19 protein-coding genes are annotated in these 23010 nt (G+C 49.3%); 5 read left to right on the top strand and 14 right to left on the bottom strand.

Annotation, left to right across the window (positions count from 1 at the left end):
* Positions 1-153: 153 nt before the first annotated feature.
* Positions 154-1788 (bottom strand): cobyric acid synthase, encoded by a 1635-nt coding sequence (locus M2277_RS11425; RefSeq protein WP_280754796.1) that lies wholly within the window; start codon positions 1786-1788, stop codon positions 154-156.
* A gap of 309 nt (positions 1789-2097) precedes the next feature.
* Between M2277_RS11425 and M2277_RS11420 the strand changes: the two genes are divergently transcribed.
* Entirely contained in the window at positions 2098-3072 is a 975-nt protein-coding gene (locus M2277_RS11420; protein WP_280754795.1) for a hypothetical protein, read from the top strand.
* Positions 3073-3108: 36 nt separating this feature from the next.
* On the opposite strand, the gene M2277_RS11415 is transcribed toward M2277_RS11420, so the two are convergent.
* The 5 genes from M2277_RS11415 to M2277_RS11395 form a co-directional block, all read right to left on the bottom strand.
* Entirely contained in the window at positions 3109-4164 is a 1056-nt protein-coding gene (locus M2277_RS11415) for a Gfo/Idh/MocA family protein (RefSeq protein ID WP_280754794.1), read from the bottom strand.
* Between the two features lie 34 nt (positions 4165-4198).
* Positions 4199-4933, bottom strand: coding sequence for a ThuA domain-containing protein (locus M2277_RS11410; RefSeq protein ID WP_280754793.1), 735 nt, complete (start codon positions 4931-4933; stop codon positions 4199-4201).
* Between the two features lie 110 nt (positions 4934-5043).
* Positions 5044-6663 (bottom strand): extracellular solute-binding protein, encoded by a 1620-nt coding sequence (locus M2277_RS11405; protein WP_280754792.1) that lies wholly within the window; start codon positions 6661-6663, stop codon positions 5044-5046.
* 43 nt (positions 6664-6706) lie between these two features.
* On the bottom strand, positions 6707-7627 hold the full coding sequence (locus tag M2277_RS11400) for a carbohydrate ABC transporter permease (protein ID WP_280754791.1): 921 nt from the start codon (positions 7625-7627) through the stop codon (positions 6707-6709).
* A gap of 21 nt (positions 7628-7648) precedes the next feature.
* Positions 7649-8578, bottom strand: a complete 930-nt coding sequence (locus tag M2277_RS11395) for an ABC transporter permease (RefSeq protein ID WP_036636665.1) — start codon at positions 8576-8578, stop codon at positions 7649-7651.
* Between the two features lie 316 nt (positions 8579-8894).
* Here M2277_RS11395 and M2277_RS11390 point away from each other — a divergent pair, with 316 nt between their 5' ends.
* Together M2277_RS11390 and M2277_RS11385 are read left to right on the top strand one after the other, a co-directional pair.
* On the top strand, positions 8895-10634 hold the full coding sequence (locus tag M2277_RS11390; protein ID WP_280754790.1) for a sensor histidine kinase: 1740 nt from the start codon (positions 8895-8897) through the stop codon (positions 10632-10634).
* On the top strand, positions 10631-12253 hold the full coding sequence (locus M2277_RS11385; protein WP_280754789.1) for a response regulator: 1623 nt from the start codon (positions 10631-10633) through the stop codon (positions 12251-12253). Before M2277_RS11390 ends, M2277_RS11385 begins: the two co-directional genes overlap by 4 nt.
* A gap of 134 nt (positions 12254-12387) precedes the next feature.
* Here M2277_RS11385 and M2277_RS11380 read toward each other — a convergent pair whose 3' ends face one another.
* From M2277_RS11380 to M2277_RS11345, 8 genes are all read right to left on the bottom strand, one after another.
* Entirely contained in the window at positions 12388-13464 is a 1077-nt protein-coding gene (locus tag M2277_RS11380; protein ID WP_063479062.1) for a Gfo/Idh/MocA family protein, read from the bottom strand.
* Between the two features lie 194 nt (positions 13465-13658).
* Positions 13659-15158, bottom strand: a complete 1500-nt coding sequence (locus M2277_RS11375; RefSeq protein WP_280754788.1) for a PQQ-binding-like beta-propeller repeat protein — start codon at positions 15156-15158, stop codon at positions 13659-13661.
* 147 nt (positions 15159-15305) lie between these two features.
* A complete protein-coding gene (gene rbsB, locus M2277_RS11370) occupies positions 15306-16223 on the bottom strand; it encodes a ribose ABC transporter substrate-binding protein RbsB (protein WP_036636654.1) in 918 nt (305 codons plus the stop codon).
* Positions 16224-16238: 15 nt separating this feature from the next.
* Positions 16239-17207 (bottom strand): ribose ABC transporter permease RbsC, encoded by a 969-nt coding sequence (gene rbsC / locus M2277_RS11365; RefSeq protein WP_280754787.1) that lies wholly within the window; start codon positions 17205-17207, stop codon positions 16239-16241.
* Position 17208: 1 nt separating this feature from the next.
* Complete coding sequence (locus M2277_RS11360) at positions 17209-18690, bottom strand: sugar ABC transporter ATP-binding protein (RefSeq protein ID WP_280754786.1); 1482 nt, start codon at positions 18688-18690, stop codon at positions 17209-17211.
* Positions 18691-18707: 17 nt separating this feature from the next.
* On the bottom strand, positions 18708-19106 hold the full coding sequence (rbsD, locus tag M2277_RS11355; RefSeq protein ID WP_036636652.1) for a D-ribose pyranase: 399 nt from the start codon (positions 19104-19106) through the stop codon (positions 18708-18710).
* A 2-nt stretch (positions 19107-19108) separates the two neighbouring features.
* Complete coding sequence (gene rbsK, locus M2277_RS11350) at positions 19109-19987, bottom strand: ribokinase (RefSeq protein ID WP_006209279.1); 879 nt, start codon at positions 19985-19987, stop codon at positions 19109-19111.
* Entirely contained in the window at positions 19987-20970 is a 984-nt protein-coding gene (locus tag M2277_RS11345; RefSeq protein WP_280754785.1) for a LacI family DNA-binding transcriptional regulator, read from the bottom strand. The genes rbsK and M2277_RS11345 overlap by 1 nt, the downstream gene beginning before the upstream one ends.
* A 234-nt stretch (positions 20971-21204) precedes the next feature.
* Between M2277_RS11345 and M2277_RS11340 the strand changes: the two genes are divergently transcribed.
* Together M2277_RS11340 and M2277_RS11335 are read left to right on the top strand one after the other, a co-directional pair.
* On the top strand, positions 21205-22185 hold the full coding sequence (locus M2277_RS11340; RefSeq protein ID WP_036636650.1) for a carbohydrate ABC transporter permease: 981 nt from the start codon (positions 21205-21207) through the stop codon (positions 22183-22185).
* Positions 22182-23006 carry a carbohydrate ABC transporter permease gene (locus M2277_RS11335; RefSeq protein ID WP_063479057.1) on the top strand — a complete coding sequence of 275 codons (825 nt, stop codon included), beginning with the start codon at positions 22182-22184 and terminating at the stop codon, positions 23004-23006. Before M2277_RS11340 ends, M2277_RS11335 begins: the two co-directional genes overlap by 4 nt.
* Positions 23007-23010 lie beyond the last annotated feature (4 nt).

Here is a 23010-nt window from a genome sequence, read left to right as displayed (position 1 = left end):
TGCCTTTAATTCTCTTTTATTAGTATACCCCCCTATCCTATAATTAATCAATTTTAGTTTTCTTCCTCCCCACACAGATAACACCTTGCAATTGAGGCAAGGTGTTCTTCTATTCTTCACTATTACCCCAAGAACCCATTTTATTCCTTATGGCTATAAGCGCGTACAGCCGATGATTTCATAAATCTTCTCCATGTCCACATGCTCCCGCACGATGTCTGCCACACGGTCGAATTCCGCGAATTTGCGTGCCTCGGCTTGGAACGTTACCGGAATGGCATCCAGTCCCTTACTCCCCCGGACACCGTTCAGCCATGACCTGCGGAAGGCATCGTTGTCAAACAACCCGTGCAAATAACTTCCCCATACTCGGCCATCGGCGGTAGCCAAGCCTTCTGGATGGATAGGAGTATCTTCTTCACTTTTTAAAAAATTCTCGCAGTCTGCTTCTATTAAAAACAGTGGATGGTGCCCCGATCCGCCAGGCATCGAGGTCCATTCGGTCACGCCCATATGGATTTCATAGGCCGCTATCGCCACATTGGCCTCTGTATCCGGTAGAATGAGTCTCAAAGGATGTTCCTGTGACAATCTCCCTTTTACGCGAACGGTCCTTTTCTGTTGTAAAAAGGAGGTCCGGATCGGCAGCAGCCCAAGTCCTGCCGCATCCCGTTCGTTTCCTTCCACCGCATGCGGATCGGACAACTGCTCGCCCAGCATTTGATATCCTCCGCAGATGCCAACCAGCTGCACATCCCGCTGCTGCGTCTGTTTCATAATCGCATCCGCCAGCCCCCGATCCTGGATAAACCCGAGATCGCTGATCGTATCCTTGGTGCCAGGCAAAATAATGACGTCCGGCGTCCCGAGTTCATCCACCGATTGGACAAAGCGCACGGTAACATCCGGCTCCCAGCGCAGCGCATCAAAATCCGTAAAGTTCGAAATCCGCGGATACCGGATAACAACAATATCGAGGTCGCGTTTTTCCTGTCTTTGATATTGAAGCTCATCCAGCACAACGGAATCCTCAGCCTCGATTCGCATGTCCTGAATATAAGGGAGAACGCCCAGCACGGGAATGCCCGTCCGCTCTTCTAGCCAGTCCAGTCCCGGCTTCAGCAGTGCCAAATCCCCGCGGAACTTGTTGATGATAAACCCCCGGACCCTGGCAACCTCATGGGGCTCCAATAGTTCAAGGGTGCCTACGATGGAGGCAAACACGCCGCCGCGATCGATGTCTGATACCAAAATCACCGGCGAATCCGCCCATCCCGCCAAATTCATATTCACAATGTCGCGGTCCTTGAGATTGATCTCCGCCGGACTTCCCGCGCCTTCCATAAGCACGATATCGTATTGCTCCCGGAGCCGATCGAGTGCAGCCAGTACGATTCCCTTGGCCTTCGGCAAAAACTCCGTTCGGTAATCCATCGCACTCATCTGCATTTCGGGCACGCCGTGGATTACGATTTGCGAAAACATGTCCTTCATCGGCTTGATCAGGATCGGATTCATGTCCGTGTTTGCGGCAATGCCGCAGGCTTCGGCCTGCACGCCCTGCGCTCTGCCGATCTCTTTGCCATCCAGCGTCACGTAGGAGTTAAGCGCCATATTTTGCGACTTGTATGGAGCTGTGCGATAACCATCCTGGAGGAGAATACGGCATAGCGCGGTCGTTAGGATGCTCTTGCCTACGTCCGAGGCCGTGCCCTGCAGCATAAGTACTGCTCCCCGTGCCTCGCCGTTATACGTATGCGTATCGTTTATGTATGTTCGTTCACTCATCTTCCTCACCCTTTTCCATGACTTGATCTGCTTGTTCATCATTATAACAAACCGCTGCAAAAGGGGAGCATTATGACTCCATTCCGGAATCTTAGGTTCCTGTTCGGCGAAAACGTACACAAAGCAGGCGATCCGCCTGGATCACCTGCTTTGTGTCATTCAAAACCTTTATAGACACTCAAATGTGCGAGCGCTTAGGGACAATATTTTTCACAATGAGGGATATATTCATCTATTAATATACTTTTTTAGTCAAAGTTGTATTATCTTGGATAGGTGACTAGAGTGGTTAAGGGAGGAACTGATTGAATGTTAATGTATTTCAGCGAGATTAGCAACATCTATATTCATGTAAAGTGGTTTACGGACAATTTCGAATGGGTTCCCCTGCCCTTCCCCCGTGTCGTTACATTGACCTTCTTGTTTTGGTTAGCGTTTACATTGTTCGTCTTACTGGTATCGAGTGTGTTCAACGATCCGTTGGGTAAGACGCGGCCCGTGGAGCGCATTCATCAATTCCTGCACCGTCTCAGGCCGCATACCGAAGTCATTCTCCGCATCGGGCTGGCCATCGGCCTAGTGCTTCAGCTTCTGAGCGGTTCTTATCTGGCACCCGAATTCAGAACCAATTCCATGTGGATTATCCTCGGCCTCTCTGCCGCCGCTGCGTGTCTTCTCTATCAGCGTACATTGCCGATCAGCGGTGCCATCCTGTTCCTGTTGTATATTCAAGCTTCATTAAACTACGGTATCTTTCATTCCATTGATTATTTGATTTATATCGGTATTGTGTATTATCTGTTCGTGTGCGGCACGCCCTTGAAAAAAACGGCCGCTCCAGTCATGTATGTATGCACAGGCATGTCCCTCGCCTGGCTCGCCATGGAAAAGCTGACCATTCCAGAACTGGCGTGTTCTGTCATGGGCAGCTATGGACTGCCTACCTTCGGATTCTCCATCGAACACTTTGTTATGATCAGCGCTTTTATCGAAATTGGACTGGCGTGGGCATTCATCGTAGGCATCATGAGCCGATTCACCGCCCTGCTGGTATCAGGTATTTTTATTATGACAAGCCTTGTATTCGGTTACAAGGAAGTCATCGGGCACACCATCATTCACACGCTGCTGATTCTGTTCCTGATCGAAGGCACAGGCGATCTGCGGACACCTTTTCAGTTCCACCGCTCGCCCGTCCTTCGCGGATTATTTGTAAGCGTAAACTTTTGCCTGTTTCTGTTCAGCTTAATGGCCTTGTACATCTGGATGGGCAAAACACTGTGAGACAGCTGTTAATTTCCTGGTCCCTGAACCCCGGCTTTAATTCGGGAGCTCTACTGCTGCCCTGGCTTCGCTTGCCCGAATTACGGCATCCAGCACCTCTTGATTTCGATAGCCGTCCATGAATCCAGGAACTCCATCGGCAGGCGCACCGCGTAATACGGCTGCAAAATCCGCATATTGCTTCACCTTGCAATGCTCCGGCACTTCCATTGTCGTTCTGGAGAGCTGACCTGGCTCCTCCTCTCGAATCCATATGAGCCGGTCCGGGTCCAATGTGCTGGCATGTGCCGTACCGAAGTCGCCATATATGGACACCTCATGCTGATTGCCTGAGCCAAATGCATTGCGCGATGTCTGGAATACGCCCATGATGTCACCCGTCATCCGCGCCTGAAAGCTTGCAAAATCGTCTACTTCGATCCGGGCCATTGCGCCCGTTACCGGATCGCGGCGTTCCGGAATAATCGTGTGCAGCTGTGCGGTTATTTCCTTGAACTCCCCGAACAGAAAGCGCGCCATATCAATCATGTGCGATCCCAAATCACCCAGAGTGCCTGTGCCCGTGATGGCTTTATTGTATCTCCACATGTAAGGAACCTGCTCGCTTGGCACACCGAACCCTTGCAAATACTGAATCGAGAAGTGACGAATCATACCCAGCTTGCCTGTGCGCACCAGCTCTCTGGCATAACGAAAAGCCGGTGTGTAACGGTATGTAAAACCGATCATGGCCGGAACGGGCTGTCTTTCATACTGCTCCAGCAGGGGCACCGCTTCTTCGAAGACGCGAGTGAATGGCTTCTCCGCCAAAAAAGGCTTACCTGCCTGCAAGCATGCACTGATAATATCTGCGTGCACATTGTTAGGTGTAATCGAGATTACGGCATCGACGTCCGGATCTTCAATTAAATGATGGAAGTCAGCGTAACGCTTGCTGTCCTCAATGCCGAGCTGATCGCCTACCTGAGCCACAGCTTCACCATTTACGTCACTAACGGCGACAAACTGATACATGTTCTCTTCATTCATCCAGCGGATGTGCTCCTGAGCCATGCCCCCCAAGCCAATTAATCCAATGCGAAATTTATTCATCTAGATGCACTCCTCTTCTATATAACTGATGGTCTTAGGATTGAACAACAGGGACGATGGGCGCAACCCGTCCGTAGGATGTTTTTGCCCCATCAACAGGCGCAGCCCAGAACACGCCGTTCGTGATCACCTGCAGAATCTCGGGCTGGTGGTACACAGGGAACATTTCATGGCCTGGACGGAAATAAAACAGCTTCCCTCTGCCTCTCCTGTAACAGCACCCGCTGCGGAACACTTCGCCGCCTTCAAACCAGAAGATAAATACCAGTTCATCCGGTGCCGGTATTTCAAACCGTTCTCCATACATTTCTTCCCTCGGAATTTCGATATATTCACCAAGACCCTTCGCGATAGGATGACCGGGCTCGACCACCCACAGCCGTTCGATCTCGCCATCGTCGCGCCACTTCAGCATGCCGGTGTTTGTACCGAGAAGCTTGGAGAAGATTTTGGAGCCATGACCGGAATGCAGGACAATCAGTCCCATGCCGTCCAGAACGCGTTGACGCACCTTCTCGACAATCTCGTCCCGCACCTCATCATGTGCCAAATGGCCCCACCACAGCAGCACATCCGTGTTCGCCAACCGCTCATCGGTCAATCCGTGATCCGGCTCATCCAATACTGCGGTAGCTACTTCTAAACCTTCAACTCCTTCGAGATGACCCGCTATTGCTCTGTGAATCCCATTCGGATAAATGCTCGCTACCTGTTCATTATGTCTCTCATGCCGGTATTCATTCCATACTGTGACTTTGATGTTTCCCATGATTGCAACCCCCTGTAGGTCGATAGAGTTCTTCTTTTATTCCCTGAATAATCACACTGCCCCACAGCCTATTGAATCTGCGGGGCAGCCTGAATCCGTGCAGCCGATCCTTATTTTACGCTGATATAACGCTGATAAGCTTCCTTACGGATCTCGATCAATCGCTCTAACCCCATGTCGTTCAGCTTCTTGACATAAGCGTCCCATTCCGCATCGATATTGCCTTCGGATATCCACTTCGCCCGGGTTGTGCCGACAAAGCCATCGATATCCGTTGTGAGTGTAGGCAGTTCCTGGAACTCCTCAGCACTGTACATCACATTCGGGAACGGCGTGGTTACATAATCGCTGCCCAGCTTGTCAATGACCAGCTTCAGACCGTCCCCCGTAGTCTCATCCAGAATGATGTTTTTCTCGAAGCTCGGGCTCACATACTTCGGTCCGAAATCCCGGACGGACTGTTCCCAGTACCAAGCGTCGGCACTCGTTCCTTCCGGAGGATTCATCAGGGTAAAGGTACCGTCATCGTTCTTCTGGATTACAGTGCCGATGGCTCCCCAGAAATTCTGGATGCTCGCTTCATTGGTGTAGAACTGATCCGCCCAACGAGCTGAGACCTCCGGATGTTTGTTCGACGTTGTAATGAGGAACTCATTTCTTCTTAAACTCATGCCCTGCGGCTCACCGCCCTGATATCGCTTGCCGTCAGGTCCTGCGATGGACGGGATTGCAATGTATTGATCCTTCCACTTGCCAAACACGGCATCCGGGACCCATTGATTGGAGAAACCGATCAGCGCCGCATCCGGGTTCTGATGTTTCGCCGTGGACATGGTGCTGTCCTGCGTGAAAATCTCTTGGTCGATCAGGCCTTCCGAATACAGCTTGTGTGCCCACTTGATCGCTTCCTTGTAATTCTCCGTCACCGGATAATAAACAGGCTCATTGTCGATGACCATCATGCTGTTGGCATTGATGTCAGTGATGCCGAATGGATTCAACAAATCCATGCTGATATTGCCCGATCCGCTGACCGGAATTTCATCCGCCTTGCCATTTCCGTTCGGGTCCTTATCTTTAAACGCCTTGAACACTTCATACAGCTCGTCTGTGTTATCCGGAACATCCAACCCGAGTTTATCCAGCCACGTTTTGTTAATGATCGGCTGGATTGACGCCTTCGGTCTCGACGGCAAGCGTGCCGGCAGGGAATATATTTTACCGTCCGGGAATGTGCTCATCTTCTTCATCTCAGGCGTTTCTTCCAGCGCCGCTTTCAAATTTGGCATGTATTGATCAATGTAATCGTCGAGCGGACGGAAATAAGACAGGTTGTTCACGATGTCGGAATCGCTGAATACGATATCACCGAAAATAATATCAGGCAGCGTCCCGCTGGCCAGCATTATCGATTTTTGCTCTCCCCAATCATTGGAGGACATGATTTGCCAATTGATTTTGACATTAGTCTCCTTCTCCAAATCCTTGAGCCACTGGTTCTGAAGGAAGGTGTCCCCCATATTGCCCCAGCGAACAGTCAGGACGTCCAGGGTTATCGGCTCATTCACAATCGGCAGGCCCTCTCTATTGAAAGCGGCCTCGGTATCCGTCTTAGCCTCATTGTTCTTGCTGCTGCTGCAGCCGGCCAGGTTTAACAGCAGGATTGCCGCCATCATAATAGAGACAGCCCATTTCAGATGATGCGGCCTCTTTTTATTGTTTGTTCCCATACCACCATTCCCCCAATTATTATTTTCTTGGATCCATCCGGTTTTACGACTTCACGGCTCCGATCATCACCCCCTGATTGAAATACTTCTGCACAAACGGGTAGATGCACATGATCGGCACCGTTGCCACGATAATCACCGCGTAACGCATAATGTTAGCCAGACGCAGCGCAATGGCCGCGGCCTCTCCAGTACCCATGGCAGACTGCATCTGGTTGGTGACCAGAATGTTACGCAGAATCAGCTGCAGCGGATACAGGCTTGTGTCTTTTAAATAAATCAAAGCATTGAAATAGGAATTCCAGTGACCCACGGCCGTCCACAATGCAATGACCGAGATGACCGCTTTGGATAGCGGGATTACAATCGTCATGAAATACCTGAGGTTTCCGCAGCCGTCAAGCTGAGCCGCTTCCCATAAATCCTCCGGAATGCTGCTCTGAAAAAAAGTCCGGGCCACAATGATGTTAAACGCGGCAACCGAGAACGGCAGCACCATGACAAGGAACGTATCGTAGAGATGAAAATCCCGGATCGTCATAAAGGTAGGAATCAGACCGCCGTTAAAAAACATGGTAAATATAAAGAGCAGCGAAAAATACTTGCGGCCCGCAAGGTCTTTCCGTGACAGGGCATACGCTGCGGAAATGTTAACCACGAGTCCGATGGCCGTACCCACAATCGTATACAGTATCGTATTTCGGTACCCAATCCATATATTAGAGTGCTTCAGCAATTCCTGATAGCCTGCCAGCGTAAAATCCTTGGGAACAAGCCACGCCTGTCCATTGGCAACCGCTGCCGGCTCGCTGAATGATGCAATGATTATGAAGTAAAGCGGGTAGATCAGCACGATCAGCATCAGGACCGCGAACACATACAGGCCGATTTCCAGCGCTTTATCGGAAGATCGAGTATTTTTCTGCCGCGGCGCCCTTTTCTCTCTAACTTCCACTAAGCCCATAGAACCCTTCCTCTCTTTTTGTTACCACAGACTGTTCTCGCTGTATTTTTTCGAAATCTGGTTGACCAGAATAAGCAGCGCAAAATTAATGACTGTATTAAACAGATTGATCGCCGAGGAGAAGCTGTACTGGCTGCTCAGCATCCCGATTTTGTATACATAGGTGGATATGACCTCGCTTGAGGTAATATTGAGGCTGTTTTGCATCAGATATACTTTTTCAAAACCTACGCCCAGCAAACTGCCAATCCGCAAAATAAGCAAAGTGACCACGGTTGGCATCAGCATCGGAATATCAATAAACCGGATTTTCTGCCACCGGCTTGCCCCGTCCATCGTTGCCGCCTCGTACAAGCTCGGACTCACCGCGGAAAGCGCCGCGATATAGATGATGCTGTCCCAGCCCGTATGCTGCCACACATCCGACCATACATACACACTGCTGAACAAGCTGGCAGAGCCCATCAAATTCGGAGCCTCCGCACCGAAGAGACGGAAGATATTCCCGATCAGTCCCGAACCTGGCGAGAATAGAATCAGCATGAGTCCCACCATGACAACCGTGGATATAAAATGCGGCATATAGGTTACGGTCTGGAAGAACCGCTTGAACCTATTCTGCCGCATTTGATTGACCATCAGGGCGAGCATGATCGGAATCGGAAACGTTGCGACACTGTACAAACTGATGACCAGCGTATTGGTAATAGTGGTTGAGAATTGATAGGAATTGAAAAACTTCTCGAAGTATTTCAGTCCTGCCCACGGGCTATCCATAATCCCAACAGCCGGGCTGTAATCCTTAAATGCGATCAGTATGCCGTACATCGGAACGTAAGAAAATAACAAGACCAGTACAACCGCAGGCAGCAGCAATAGATACAGGCCCCAATTTTTTCTTATCCGCCCGAGTGTCGGGTGTGTTGAGCTATTCAGTTGGCCTGCTTTCAAATCGATTCCCCTTTCTCCTCTTGTTGTCGTGAACCCGGTATGTCGTGTAAGCAACTCAAGTATACTTCCGCCCAGAATCGTTATTTGGACCTCATGATGCTCTATTCGGACCTTTGCCCCTTTCTACAGCCAGGGAAGCTCTAAATTTCAGGGAGGAACATGCTATGATCCGGACTTTACGATGTATTATTCGGACTTTATGGTAAAAGCGACTGCGTTCGCTCCTGTTTTTTTTGCCTAATCCCTATATAATATCGTTATCATCAATAAAACGCTTTCATAAAAAGGCGATTGGAAAGGAACCCCGGACATCCCTATGGTTAAAGCACTGAATAATAAGCCTTATCCCATCCGTCACTACGTCAAAATCATGCTCTTCATCTCGATTTTTGCCCTTGTAGTGGATCTGGTGATCAGTTTCGCGTCCATCTTCATCGTGAAGCAGCAATCCACAAGGTATCTTCAGGATACAGCGAATCTGTATATAAGGCAGATCAATCATGACTTCTCGTACATCAACCACTATATGGGGTGGACACTCGCGAATGATGAAAGCGTCAAGATGATGGACACCCCGGGCACCGACTATGTAGATTATATTAAGTCAAACGAACGAATGCATAAGCGCTTTAACGAGCTTCAGAAAAACTATGGTCAAGAATACAACTTTTTCTTCTATCTAAAGGATCAGGATTTCTTCCAGAACTATGCGCCTATGTCGCTGTCGTATGCAGAGTTCCGGGACTTAAAGGAGCAGATCGTAACACTCACCGATTCCAAAAACGTATACGAAACCTTCTACTCGAACTGGAACCCGATTCAGGTTCAAGACAAGTTCTACGTAATCAACATCGTGCCTTATCATAATCGCTATCTGATCTGTCTCATCTCCGCGGATGATTTGATCCGTCCGCTGCAGCAGCTGAATCTGGGTGAGGAGGGTTCTGTCTCCCTGGTGGATCTTCAAGGTGGGTCCCTCTCCAGCCCGGGTGCCCGTGAAGCCGATAGTCTGAATCTCGAAGGCACCAAGGCTTCCCTGCTTAGCTTCTCGAAGCCGCGCTCAACGGTTACCGAAGGGTTCTCGAATGCTTCCTTCAACGTGCAGCTGGTCATCCAATTCGGCGTATTCGAGACCATTATGATAGCCCAGCTGCTCATTATGCTTCTGTTCGTGGTGCTCACGTGTACGCTCAGTGTTGTCATGCTGTACTTCAAGAAAAAGGTGTTGAAGCCGATTCAGAATTTCTCGGAGAATGTGAGGCGCATTCACGAGGATAGCGAGAATCTGGATTTTATGAGCAGCGAAATTATAGAGCTTGAGCAGGTGAATTCCCAGTTCAAACATCTGATCGAACAGATCAAGAAGTTTAAAATCGATATTTACGAACAGGAGCTCGAGAAGCAAAGAATTCAGCTGGATTATATGAAGCTGCAAATCAACCCTCATTTTTTCCTGAACTGCTTGACAAACATCTACAGTATGGCGCAAATGCACATGTTTAAGGAAATCGAATATATGTCGCTGTCCACATCCAAGTATTTCCGTTACATCTTTCAAAGCGTGGATCATGTCGTACGGCTGGAAGACGAAATTGAGCACGTCCGAATCTATTTGGAGATCCAGAAGCACCGTTATCGGGATGCTTTTTCTTACCGCATCGAGTATAAGGATGATCTTGCCGGCCTAACCATTCCTCCCTTGGTACTTCAGACTTTCATCGAAAACGCGGTGAAATACGCGGTATCCAGAGACCAGGAGCTGCAAATACGGCTGTCCGTCGCCTTGGTGACAGAAGGAGAGAAGCTTTATACAGTCATCCAGATATCCGATACGGGACCCGGGTTTCCTATGGAGGTATTAGATAAGCTCGCTAACGGCAAGCCACTGGATCAAAGCGAAGGAAAACACATCGGGATCATGAATACCATGCAGCGGCTGGAGCTGCTCTATCACCATCGGGCTCAAGTTGAGTTTTCGAATCCGGCAGGCGGCGGTGCCTGCGTCAGTTTGACGCTTCCACAGGCCATGCAGGATATAAGGAGGGAAATTCAATGAATGTATTGTTAGTGGATGACGATTATTTTGTCGTGGCTGCGCTGGAGAAGAAGATTGATTGGCGTGCACTCTCCATTGAGCAGGTCCATACTGCTTACAGTGTTGCACAAGCACGTGACATTTTACAGAAGCATTCCATTCAAATTCTTGTCTGTGATATCGAAATGCCGCAAGGGAGCGGGCTTGAGCTTCTCGCCTGGATACGGGAGGAACAGTACAGCATCCAAACGATATTCCTGACCAATTACGCCGATTTCAACTATGCCCAGAAAGCCATTGAGCTGCAAAGTTTTGATTATTTCCTGAAGCCGATTGAATTCGATAAATTAAGCCTCATCATCTCTAAAGCGGCCTACAAAGCCAAGGAACAGCAAAGTTATCAGGAAGCAATCCAGGATGGGCAACTCTGGAAGAAAAATCAAAAGAAACTGCAGGACCATTTCTGGCGCAGGCTGATCCGGGAGAAGAAGGCTTCGTCGGACCGGGCGGCCATCGCAGGTTATATCGCGGAACAAAACCTGTCCTACCAGTTGTCGGATCTGTTTCTGCCCGTGCTCATCACCATCTTTCCGTATGACAAAAGTCTGGGCAAGGAAGACAAGGATCTGTTTGACTATGCGTTCCTCAACGTGTTGTCCGAATTGTTCCTGGACCCTCTTATTTCCGTCGAAACGGTTATGGAATATAAGGATTACAATTGGGTGGTCATGCTGAAATGGAATCGGGCCCCCGATACCCGGGTAATCGAATGCATCTGCTTGTCGTTCATTGAAAAAGCCAATCAATTTCTCAGAAGCGATGCTTGCTGCAACGTATCGACCTCGGTGGCTCTGGAAGCGATCAACAAGTCCATACGGGACCTGCTCCAAATGAACGAGTATATGATCAAAAAGCGGAATCAGATCTTTTTCCTGGAGCAGTATCCGCTGCAGGAAGCCGTTTATGCGCCTCCCCCTCTTCAAGACTGGGAAGAGCTGCTGAACCAGAACAACCCGGGAACTTTTTTGGGAGAGACCCGCAATTACTTGCAGAACCTGGCCAAGAATGGCGTCTATAACGCCTCCGTGCTGCGTTTGTTCCGCCTGGACATCGTGCAGCTCGTGTACGCCTATCTGAAGAACAAAGAGATTCAGGCACACAAGCTCTATACGGGTAAAACCAATGATCAATTATTCATGCAATCGCTGAACTCGATTGAAGATATGGAGAAATATATGGAATATCTGGTCAGCACGGCAGCAGAATATCATTCCTTTGCCGACCATTCCCAAACCGTTGTGGAGGAAATCAAGCACTATATTCAATCCCATTACGGTGACGAGCTGACACGAATAAGCCTGGCGGAGATTGTCTATCTGAACCCGGATTATTTAGCCCGCCTGTTCAAAAAAGAGACGGGGATCTCTTTGGGCACCTATATCATTCAAGCCCGCATTAAGGCGGCCAAACATCTGCTGGAGGCAACCTCGTTATCTGTATATCAGATTGCGGCCAAGGTGGGGTATGCCAACTATTCCTATTTCTCGAAGCTATTCAAGCAGGATACGGGCTGGGCGCCGAGCGACTATCGAAGGGAGCTGCTGGCCGGGCAGCGCATGCAAGTGGATCATGTAAAATAACGATAGCTTGCACAGCCATCAGGGCAGCTTGTAAGCCCAGTGACGGAAAAAGAAAAAGTACCCCGGCTTCAAGCACAATCTGCTTGGCCGCGGTACTTTTTTTGCAATATTCAATGAATGCTCGTCCGTGCGAGTTACGCAGGGTATATGTCAAAATCCTTCAGGGTATCGCCCGTTCTGGCCGATTCGAACACCGCTTCGATCAGATTCAGGACGCGCAGCACTTCCTCGTTCTTCACGATGGGTTCTGCCTCGCCCCGGATAACGGCCGCAAAGTTATCGAAAAAGCTGCTGGATTGACGATACGGCTCAGGCAGGGCTCCTGTAATGGTAGCTTCTTCGGAAGGAGGCGCCATCGTTTTGGTCAATCCCACTCCGGCCTGAATCGGCTTCGGCTCTACTATTACGGCATCCTGGTTGCGGGTAACAACTCTGCCGTTTAACGACCAGTCCTCAATAATGCCTGTCCCTTCCGTTCCTTTGACATACCAGCGGGGCAGTGTAATGAAATTTGTTGTTCCCACTTCAATTAGAGCCGAGACCCCGTTCTCGAATTGCAGCACCGATTCAAAGCCGTCGTCCACCTCATCACCCAGAATAAAACTCAATCGGCTGCTCAGGCTGACGATCTTGCTGTCCACCATAAACAGGATCTGGTCCAGCAGATGCACGCCCCAGTCCAGCAGCATGCCGCCGCCGTACTGTTCAAGATGGCGCCAGTCCCCCGGGATGCCGTTCGCTCCGTGCACCCTCGATTCAATCCGGAACAAATCGCCGATCGTTTTCTCATTGTACATCTGTTTAATCGTCAAGAAATCCTCGTCCCAGCGGCGGTTCTGGTGAACCATCAGCACCCGCCGGGCAGCATCGGCAGCGGACACCATCTCTTTAAAGTCGCTTACAGAAAGCGTTACCGGCTTCTCGCAGATGACATGTTTGCCGGCGGTAAAGGCCTGAAGCGCAAGTTCCTTGTGCACGTCATTCGGCGTTGCAATCAGAATTACGTCCACTGCAGCATCCTGAAGCACTTGCTCGTAGCTGACATAGGCAGGGTATCCGTCCTCAGAAGACACCTTCCGCCGATCTTCCAAAATATCATAGGTTCCCGTAACCTCGAGATATTCATTGTCCTTGATCAGCTTGGCATGGTAACTTCCCATTCCCCCATAGCCTACAATTACAATTGCTTGTTTGGTTTTCCCCATAGTCATAGATATCCGGCTCCTTTTTAACATCTCTCAGCTGTTCTTGCATCATTGTCATTATAATATATTCCGTGAAATAACGGTTCTCTTTTACGATATTGTATTACCGCGGCGATCTCAAGGCTGTGAGTTACTTCGCTGTGATCGCATATAACGGGTTAAAAATAAAAAGCCGCTGATCATCAGCGACTCATTAAACCCTAATATTCATTCACTTCAAAAGTTATTATTTTATCGTAGACGATATAGTCCTGCCTTTGCTTAAATGGTCCTTTATTATTATTGTGTTTATTAATGGCAAAGGTAACCGGACCATTTCCAGCAGCTCTTGCCTCATACCAGCTAATAAATTGCTGTACCTCTTGCATGGAAAGGTCGTACTCCTTCTCTGTTCCATTGCTTAAAGTGAGCACGAATATGGATCGCTCACCGACAGGATCTACAGGTGGTTTAGGTTCCACGGGCGGTTCGGTTGGATCCGTTGGTCCTGTTACTTCACCACCAATTGCAAAAACAGTCCCACTTGAGTCTGCTATATATAGAGTTCCATCTTCTGCAATAGCCGAGGCAGAAATGAAATTAGAAGCATTAAGTGCCAATGACCACTGCTCTACTCCATTAGCATTTAGAGCTACTACTTTACCCCCTACACCAATATATACAATATTATTCTTATCGATAATAGGGGATGAATACATGGCTGTTGAATTATAAATCCATTTAATCGTACCATCTGGATTTATCGCATAGAAATCCTTGGTGCCATTAACCGAATAAATAGTTCCATCTGGACCAACAATTGGATCAATTACGTTCGTAGAAGAAAGATTTCTTTCTACACTGACCTTCCATTTTTGGGTACCATCAGGGTTAATGGCATAAACAAAACCATCCTGAGAAGTAACATAAATTGTACCATCTTTTGCTATGGCAGGTGCCGATCTAGTCTCGCTACCGATTATACCTTTAAATTCCCAGTTCAATTGACCAGTTTGAGAATTAAAGGAGTATAGACTTCCATAACTTCCATAACCAGCTTTAAATACTAATGAACCTTGATCTGTAAGGGCAGGGTAACCTGAATGATAGGACGATTCAAAGGAACTTATCCATTTGGGAGTACCGGAAGGATTATAAGCAGCTAACCTACCGGCAATTCCCGATAAATAATAAGTCCCATCACTTCCTATTACCACTTCGTTTGAATAACTAGTGGGAAGACTCATTTCTGTTACAGCGCCATCATCTATGTTTAATGAAAGTAATTTGGAACCGGCAGGAATAATCAGCTTGTTGTTGCTATTGATAATTGGCGTACCGTATACCAAACTATCAATTATTGGTTGTTTCCACTTCAACGTACCATCTGGATTGATAGAGTATATATTAAATTTAGGATTAGAAGATGATTCATAATTTTTAGTGAAAATCGTACCATCTTTACTAATAACGATTGAAGAATTTCCTCCAGAAGGCATCTGATACTTCCATTTTAGATGGACATTTGAATTTACCGCAGCGAATCTGGAGTTCCGATTCCAATTGTGCCCAATAGGTTGCATAGCTTCTTTATCATATGCTCCTTGATGATAGCCAGCTCCTTGTGAAAAAGGAGTACTCGCTGCATTAACGTTAGATGTCATAAATGAAAACAACAACGTAAATGCAGTTAAAACAGTTAAACTTTTCTTTATTCTCAAATCTAACTCATCCTTCCATTATTGATAAATATTATATCGGATAGTTCTTAAGAATTATTTATATTTTGCATCAATGAGTCTATTCTCCCATCAAAAAAAGCGTTACCCTGCCCATTTCACCAGGGTAACGCTTCTCACAACTCCAGATTATTCCTTAACCACTAATTTTAGCGGTGCGGCAATATTCTCTTCGACCTCTTTGCCCTGTAGCACATCCCTGGCCGCGCCGACAGCCAGTTGACCGATTAACTCGGGCTGCTGCGCTACTGTTGCTGTCAGCTTGCCGGCCTCGATGGATTTCAAGGCATCGTCATTCCCGTCAAAGCCGATGACCATGATGTCTTTGCCCGAACTTTGAATGGCTTCAATCGCGCCAAGCGCCATCTCGTCGTTGTGGGCAAAAATCGCTTTGGCGTCCGGGTTGCCCTGCAGCAGGTTTTCCGTTACGGTAAGCCCCTTCGTCCGGTCAAAATCCGCCGCCTGCTTCGCCACCACACTCAGCTGCTCATCGGCGATATCATGGAATCCCTTTCCGCGCTCGCGGGTCGCAGAAGCGCCCGGTACGCCTTCAAGCTCGATCACCTTCGTATCTTTGCCGAGCTGCTCCACGATATATTCGGCTGCCATCTGGCCGCCCTTCACATTATCGGAGGCAACCAGCGCAGCGACCTCGCCTTGATCCGCCGAACGATCCAGCGTAATAACCGGTATGTCCAAGCTATTCGCGGTTTGAACTACTGTTGAAATCGCAGAGGAATCCGTCGGATTAATTAGTAATGCATGAACACCTTGTTGAATCAGATCGTCAACGTCATTGCTCTGCTTGGCCGAGTCGTTCTGTGCATCAACGACAACAACCTGCATCCCTTGTTTGGCCGCTTCAGCGACAACGCCATCCTTCAAGGATACAAAGAACGGATTATTCAGCGTGGAGATGGAAAGACCGATCTTGATATCTTTGACATCCCCGCTGGTTTTGGGCTTCGCCCATTCCGGCGGCTCCAGGGAACACCCGGTTATGAAGATCAGCATAAGTGATACCAGCAGCAAAGTTGTTTTTTTCATCGTTCATTCTCCCCCTTAAGCCGATTTTCTACGGTCGAGCAGTACGGCAATCGCTATGACAACGCCTTTGACAACCATCTGATAGAAGGAATTCACGCCGAGCAGGTTGAGTCCGTTATTCAGTATGCCGATAATCAGCACACCGATCAGAGTCCCGACAATTCGGCCCCGTCCGCCGGTCAGACTGGTTCCGCCGAGAACTACGGCAGCAATTGCATCCAATTCATAGGAAGTGCCCGCCGTCGGTTGTGCGGAATTCAAACGGGATGTGAGAATCGCACCGGCCAGGGCGGACAGCATCCCTGCCAGGGAATAGATCATAATCTTCACGCGCGGCACTTTAATGCCGGATACAAGCGAAGCTTTTTCGTTACCGCCAATGGCATAGGTTTTGCGGCCAAAGGACGTTTTATGAAGGATGACCCACAACACGGCAAAGGTAATGATCATGGTAATGGCCGGCACCGGAATGCCAAACAGATATCCGCGTCCAAACAGCTGGAATGCCAGGCTGTCACCCAGGCCCGTGATCGGGTTGCCGTTTGTATAGACAAGTGTAAGTCCTCTGAATATGGTCATCGTGGCCAAGGTGGCGATAAACGGCGCCATCTTGCCCTTGGTGATCATAAGACCATTGATCATCCCCATCACCCCGCCGAGCGCAACGCCTATAATGATCGATAGAATCGGGTCAAACCCGGCCAGCATCATATTCGCAACAAACGCACTGGACAGTGCCAGAATCGATCCGACCGACAGGTCAATGCCCCCGGTCAGAATAACAAACGTCATGCCGAATGCAATCAATGCATTAATCGATACCTGACGCAGCAGGTTCAGAATGTTAAGCGGTTCCAAGAAGCTTGGATTCAGGACGGATACAATGACGATGAGAATGATTAGTCCGAGCAGAGGACCGAGCTTTTGCGTCAAACCTGAGACCTTAAATCCTTTTTCCGCCTTGGCATCGTTGATAGTTGTCATATTACTGTCCTCCTGTAGCTAGAGTCATGATTTGTTCCTGCGTTGCCTGTTCGTGGTCCAGTTCACCGGATATCCTGCCCTCATGGACAACGAGTATCCGGTCACTCATCCCGAGCACTTCCGGCAGCTCCGAAGAGACCATCAGAATCGCGACGCCGCGCTCGGTCAGCTCATTCATCAGCTGGTAAATTTCCCGCTTCGCGCCGACGTCCACGCCGCGTGTCGGCTCATCCAGGATGAGTACGCTCGGCCCGATGCCAATCCACTTCGCGATAACAACCTTCTGTTGATTACCGCCCGAAAGATTGCGTGCCTGCGTTTCTGAGCTGTGTGTCTTGATCTGCAGCCGCTTTGTCAACGTATCCACGAAATCCTGCTCCTTCTTCCCGGAGATGAACCCTCTCGAAGAGAAGCTGAACAAATTGGGCAGTGCCATATTCTCACGAACCGAGAAATCCAGAACCAATCCTTCATCCTTGCGGTCCTCCGTTATAAATCCAATGCCGTGTTTGACGGCATCATCCGGCTTCCTGATGGAGACCTTCTTGCCTCGTACCCAAACCTCGCCGCTGTCGAGCGGGTCCAGTCCAAAAATCGCTCTCATCATCTCGGTACGTCCCGCTCCCATCAAACCGGATACACCTACGATTTCACCAGCGCGAACCGAGAAGCTTACATTCTCGAACCGGCCTTTTCCGCTAATATTCTTCACTTCGAGAACGGTCTCTCCCGGAGACGGCTGCCGCGCCGGATAACGCTCGGTCAGCTCCCGGCCGACCATTTTCTTGACAACTTCATCAAAACTCGTGTCCGGTATCGCCTGGGTGTCCACCGATTTACCGTCCCGCATGACCGTAATCCGGTCGCAGATCGTAAAGATCTCTTCCATTCGGTGCGAAATGTAGACGATGGATACGCCTTCTTTTTTCAAAGAGCGGATGACGTCAAACAGCTTCTCGATTTCCCTTTCAGTCAGCGCTGCCGTCGGTTCATCCATAATGATCACTTTCGCTTGGGTCATAAGTGCTTTCGCAATCTCAATCATCTGCTGCTGGCCGACGGAGCACAATCCCGCCTCCTGTGTTAACGGAATCGTAACCGCCAGTTTGCGGAACTGTTCCTTCGCAAGCGCCTTCATTTGTTTCATGTTCAGGAATCCGATACCCGACGTCAACTCTTTGCCGATAAACAAGTTATCCAGCACCGTCATCTCCGGCCAAATGTTAAGCTCCTGATGAATGAAGGCTACACCTCGCTCCTCCGCTTCCTTCGGGTTGGCAAAATAGGTCTCCTGACCGTTGACGACAATCTTGCCTTCATCCCGGCCGTGAAGACCGGTCAAGATATTCATCAGCGTCGATTTGCCTGCGCCATTCTCTCCCATCAGGGCATGGACCTCTCCTTCCCGGAGATCAAAGTCCACGCCTGCAAGCACCCGATTCGTGCCAAACGATTTATGAATATTCGTCATCTCAATGTTCATGGTGCTTCCTCCTTTTTTTAACCGAAATGAACGCCAGCCTGTAAAATGCAATTCGCGTAGGGCCTCGCTTCTCCCGTACGGATGACCGCCTTCGCGGTTCGAGTCCTCTCTTTAAACAACTCGTGCGGGCAAGCCTCGATCTCGTTGCCTTGAAAAAGGTCCTGTATATCATGCAGTGTTTCCTTATTATCAAGCTTCATTTCTTCGGCAATGACGATTTTCTCGATCACCATATCTTCGGCAATCGCCTCTACCACTTCCATGAAACTTGGCGTGCCTAACTTTAATGCCAGATCAATCTTGAGAACTCCGGGAGGAATCGGAAGGCCAACATCGCCAACAACGATGGTGTCGGTGTGCCCCAGATCAGCCAGCACTTTTGCGATATGACTGTTCAGCATTCCGCTCTTCTTCATAATCAGAGGCTCCCTTCCACTTCGTCGCGTGTCGGCATCCCGCCTTGTGCTCCGAACTTCATAACGGATAAAGATGCGGCACGGTTCGCAAATCTTAAGCTGTCCGTAATGCTCATGCCCTCTGCGAGAGCCACGGCGAAGGAACCGTTAAACGTGTCGCCCGCTCCCGTTGTATCCACCGCTTCAACCTGGTAGCCCGGCACAACCACCTCTTGGCTTCCGTCAAAATAACGCACTCCGTTCTTGCCTTCCGTCACGATCAGCTTGTTCGGATATCGGCGCAGCACGTCGCTTAATGGCTCATCTCCAAAAAGGATGGCGGCCTCGTGTTCATTCGGCGTAATATAAGCCGCCTGTTCGATAACGCGGCTCGGTACCGGGCGAGCAGGAGCCGGATTCAGCATCAACGGCACATGGTATTTCGCGCATATTTCACTGACGTGCACCACCGTTTCTTCCGGAATTTCCTGTTGAATCAGCACGATATCCGAAGCCTTGATCACAGCTGCTGCCTGATCTACGTAGGCCGGGGTAATCCGGTCGTTGGCTGCTTTCACAACCACAATGCTATTGTCACCCTCCGCCAAAATGATGTGCGCGGTTCCGCTCTCTATACCTGTAACCGGTTCCACATAGTCCGTAACAACACCATTCGATTGCAAATTGTTCAAAATCGTTTTACCGAAGGAATCGTCGCCCACGCAGCCGACCATCGTCACCTCTGCGCCAAGCCTTGCGCAAGCAACAGCCTGATTGGCTCCCTTCCCTCCGGGTACCGTCTTGAAGCTGTCGCCAAGCACCGTTTCCCCCGCGCCGGGACGCTTGGCGGCGGTTACCACCAGATCCATCGATGCGCTTCCAATCACCACGATTTTTGCCATTATGATTCCACCTTTCTCGTTGTCTGCCGCTCCATAAATTCTACCGGGAATTCAATGCTGCTTCTCTCAATATGCTGCCCTTCGATAAGTTCAATAAGTAATCTTGCCGCTGCCCTGCCCATTTCATACGCGGGCTGATGTATGGTTGATAATGAGGGAGCGAGCAGGCTGCTAAGCAAAATATCATCAAATCCGATGATTTGTACGTCTTCCGGCACCCTTTTCTCCAGCCGATGCGCTTCCTTCAGTACCGCTGATGCAACAATGTCGTTACTTGCAATCACGCCATCGGTGTCCGGATATTGGCGAAACAATTCATAAGCAAACCCTTCTGCGTCGGTTAGGGAAAAGGATGTCGTCTTCAGCACTTGATATGCTGCCCCCCGTTCTTCCAGAACCTCTACGGCTCCTTCAAAACGCTCCAGCGCCGGCCGCACATCCGCCGGACCTTGCATAACCGTAATTTCCTTGCTGCCCCGGAGCATCATCTCCCGTGCGGCAATTCTGCCGCCCTCGCGGCCATCTGCGAATACAGAAGGCCGATCGTTCGAGGTTCGGTCCAGAAAAACAACGGGAATGTTCAGACCGGTGTACATATCGGCCTCCGGATCATTCGTTGACGAAATGACGCCAACTACATTGTTCTGAACGAAGGTCTGGATGTATTCCATTTCCTTCTGCTTCTTCTCATCGCTATTTCCAAAAATCAACCGGTAATCGTTCTCCTGCATCTCATCCTCAACCCCGCGGGCAAGCTGCGGAAAATAAGGGTTCATGATGTCCGGAAGAAGCAAGCCGATCAATTTGGATTTTCTTTTATATAAAGAACGCGCCACTTCATTCGGCGTGTAATTCAATTCTCGAATGCTCTGTTCCACCTTGGACCTGGTGTCCTCGTGCACGTAACCGTTTCCATTTAAAACCCGCGAAACTGTCGCTACAGATACTCCTGCCTGCTTTGCCACATCTTTTATCGTTGTCATTCTAAAATCACCTCATCCGTGTGTAACCGGTTACATGTATAAGATATCACATCTTCTTCTGAGCTGCAAGCTTTTTGAAGGAGGGATATTCTTGCATCCCTTCCGGTCAAATCTTCTTCCATTCTTAGATTATAAAGTAATAAATTACGGTAATCTTACAAAATCCCACACTGGATTTTACATCTGACTCCTATACTCAATACCTGTAAGGCCAAGCTGGAAAGTGAGGTAAACATGATTATGGAAAAAGAATTTACGCTCCCTTCTCCGGGGCACTCTCTAACACCATCCGTCAGCGAGGCACAGGCTTCAAATGAGACAAAACCCGTCTCAATCAAGAAAACCAAGCGCAAGGAAATCATGCTTGCCTATGCCTGTTTAGCCCCTTCGCTGCTCATCTTCGGTCTTTTTCTATTCTACCCACTGCTCAAATCGGTTTATCTCAGCCTCTTCCTGACCGATCCGCAAGGACGGGTGGCTGAATTCGTCGGGATGGACAATTTCAGGGAGATATTAACCTCCGAGATGTTCTATAAAAGCTTTGGCAACACACTGCTGTTTATACTGCTGACGGTCCCTACCGGCATTGCGGCTGCTGTTCTGCTGGCAGCTCTGACGCATAACAAACTGAAAGGCATGAAGGTATTCCGCTTCATCTTCTCGCTGCCCATGGCCGTATCCGTTGGTACCGGCTCCATGATCTGGATGATTCTCTACCATCCAACCCTGGGCGTGCTGAATTACTTCCTGTCGCTAGTCGGAACTCAGCCGATCCAGTGGCTGACCGATCCGAAATGGGCCATGATCTCCATCGCGCTGATGACAGTCTGGATGAACCTGGGTTTCAACTACATCCTGATGCTGAGCGGAATGCAGGGCGTATCCGAGGATATATATGACAGCACAAAAATAGACGGCTCCGGTCCGTTTCGGACGTTCTTCCGGATTACGATGCCGCTGATTTCCCCTACTTTATTTTTTACATCCGTTGTGTCGGTCATCGGCGCCTTTCAAGCGTTCGGACAGATTAACATCCTTACGAAGGGCGGTCCGATGAACAGCACCAACGTCATGGTGTTTAACATCTATCAGGATGCGTTTGTCAATTTCCGATTTGGCATCGGCAGTGCGCAGGCACTGATCCTGTTTGCCATTATCCTGCTGTTAACCGTCTTTCAATTCAAATTCGTGGAGAAGAAGGTGCATTATCAATGAACATGCGTCTCATGCCCAAAAGCTTCGTTTACATCGCCCTTCTTCTAGGTTCGCTGGCTGTTGCTTTTCCGCTGCTGTACACCTTGTCAACATCGCTTATGAGTGAGGCCGAATCAGCCGTTTATCCGCCGCCTCTGCTTCCCGGGGCCATCAATCTGTCGAACTTCGCCAAGGTGATTGATACGATTCCCGTGCTGACCTTCATCGGAAACAGCCTGATCGTCTCCATTGCGATTATGCTGGGGCAGATTGTGACAGCAAGCCTGGCAGCTTACGCCTTTGCCTTTCTCCGGTTCCCGGGAAAGACCCTGCTGTTCAGCCTCTTTCTCGCCACCATGATGATTCCTTGGGAAGTGATCATGATTCCGAACTATTTAACGGTCAAAAGCTTGAATTGGCTGGACACCTATCAAGGGCTGATCGTGCCGTTTCTGGCTACTGCCTTCGGTACCTTCCTGCTGAGACAAACCTTTTTGCAGCTGCCGAAGGAACTGTTTGAAGCGGCTCGGGTGGACGGCTGCGGACATGTCCGGATATTTCTGAAAATGGTACTGCCGTTATCGATTCCCGGAATCGCCACACTGGGCGTGTACTCGTTCTTGAACAATTGGAACATGTACCTATGGCCGCTCTTGACAACAAACCGTGTCGAGATGCGCACCGTCCAGATCGGGATCGGCATGCTGCAGTTTGAGGAGATGAATTCGTGGAATCTGATTCTATCCGGTGTTCTGCTGCTTCTGCTTCCTTCCCTGCTGCTGCTGGCACTTGGGCTGAAGCCTCTTGTTCGAGGCATCACGGCAGGCGCATTAAAGGGTTAATGGC

Origin of the sequence: Paenibacillus sp. LBL (assembly GCF_029893715.1) — a bacterium.
Classification (GTDB): Bacteria; Bacillota; Bacilli; order Paenibacillales; family Paenibacillaceae; genus Paenibacillus_AQ; species Paenibacillus_AQ glucanolyticus.
The sequence above is the reverse complement of the archived record's forward strand: the minus strand, read 5'-3'. Positions and strand labels throughout refer to the sequence as shown.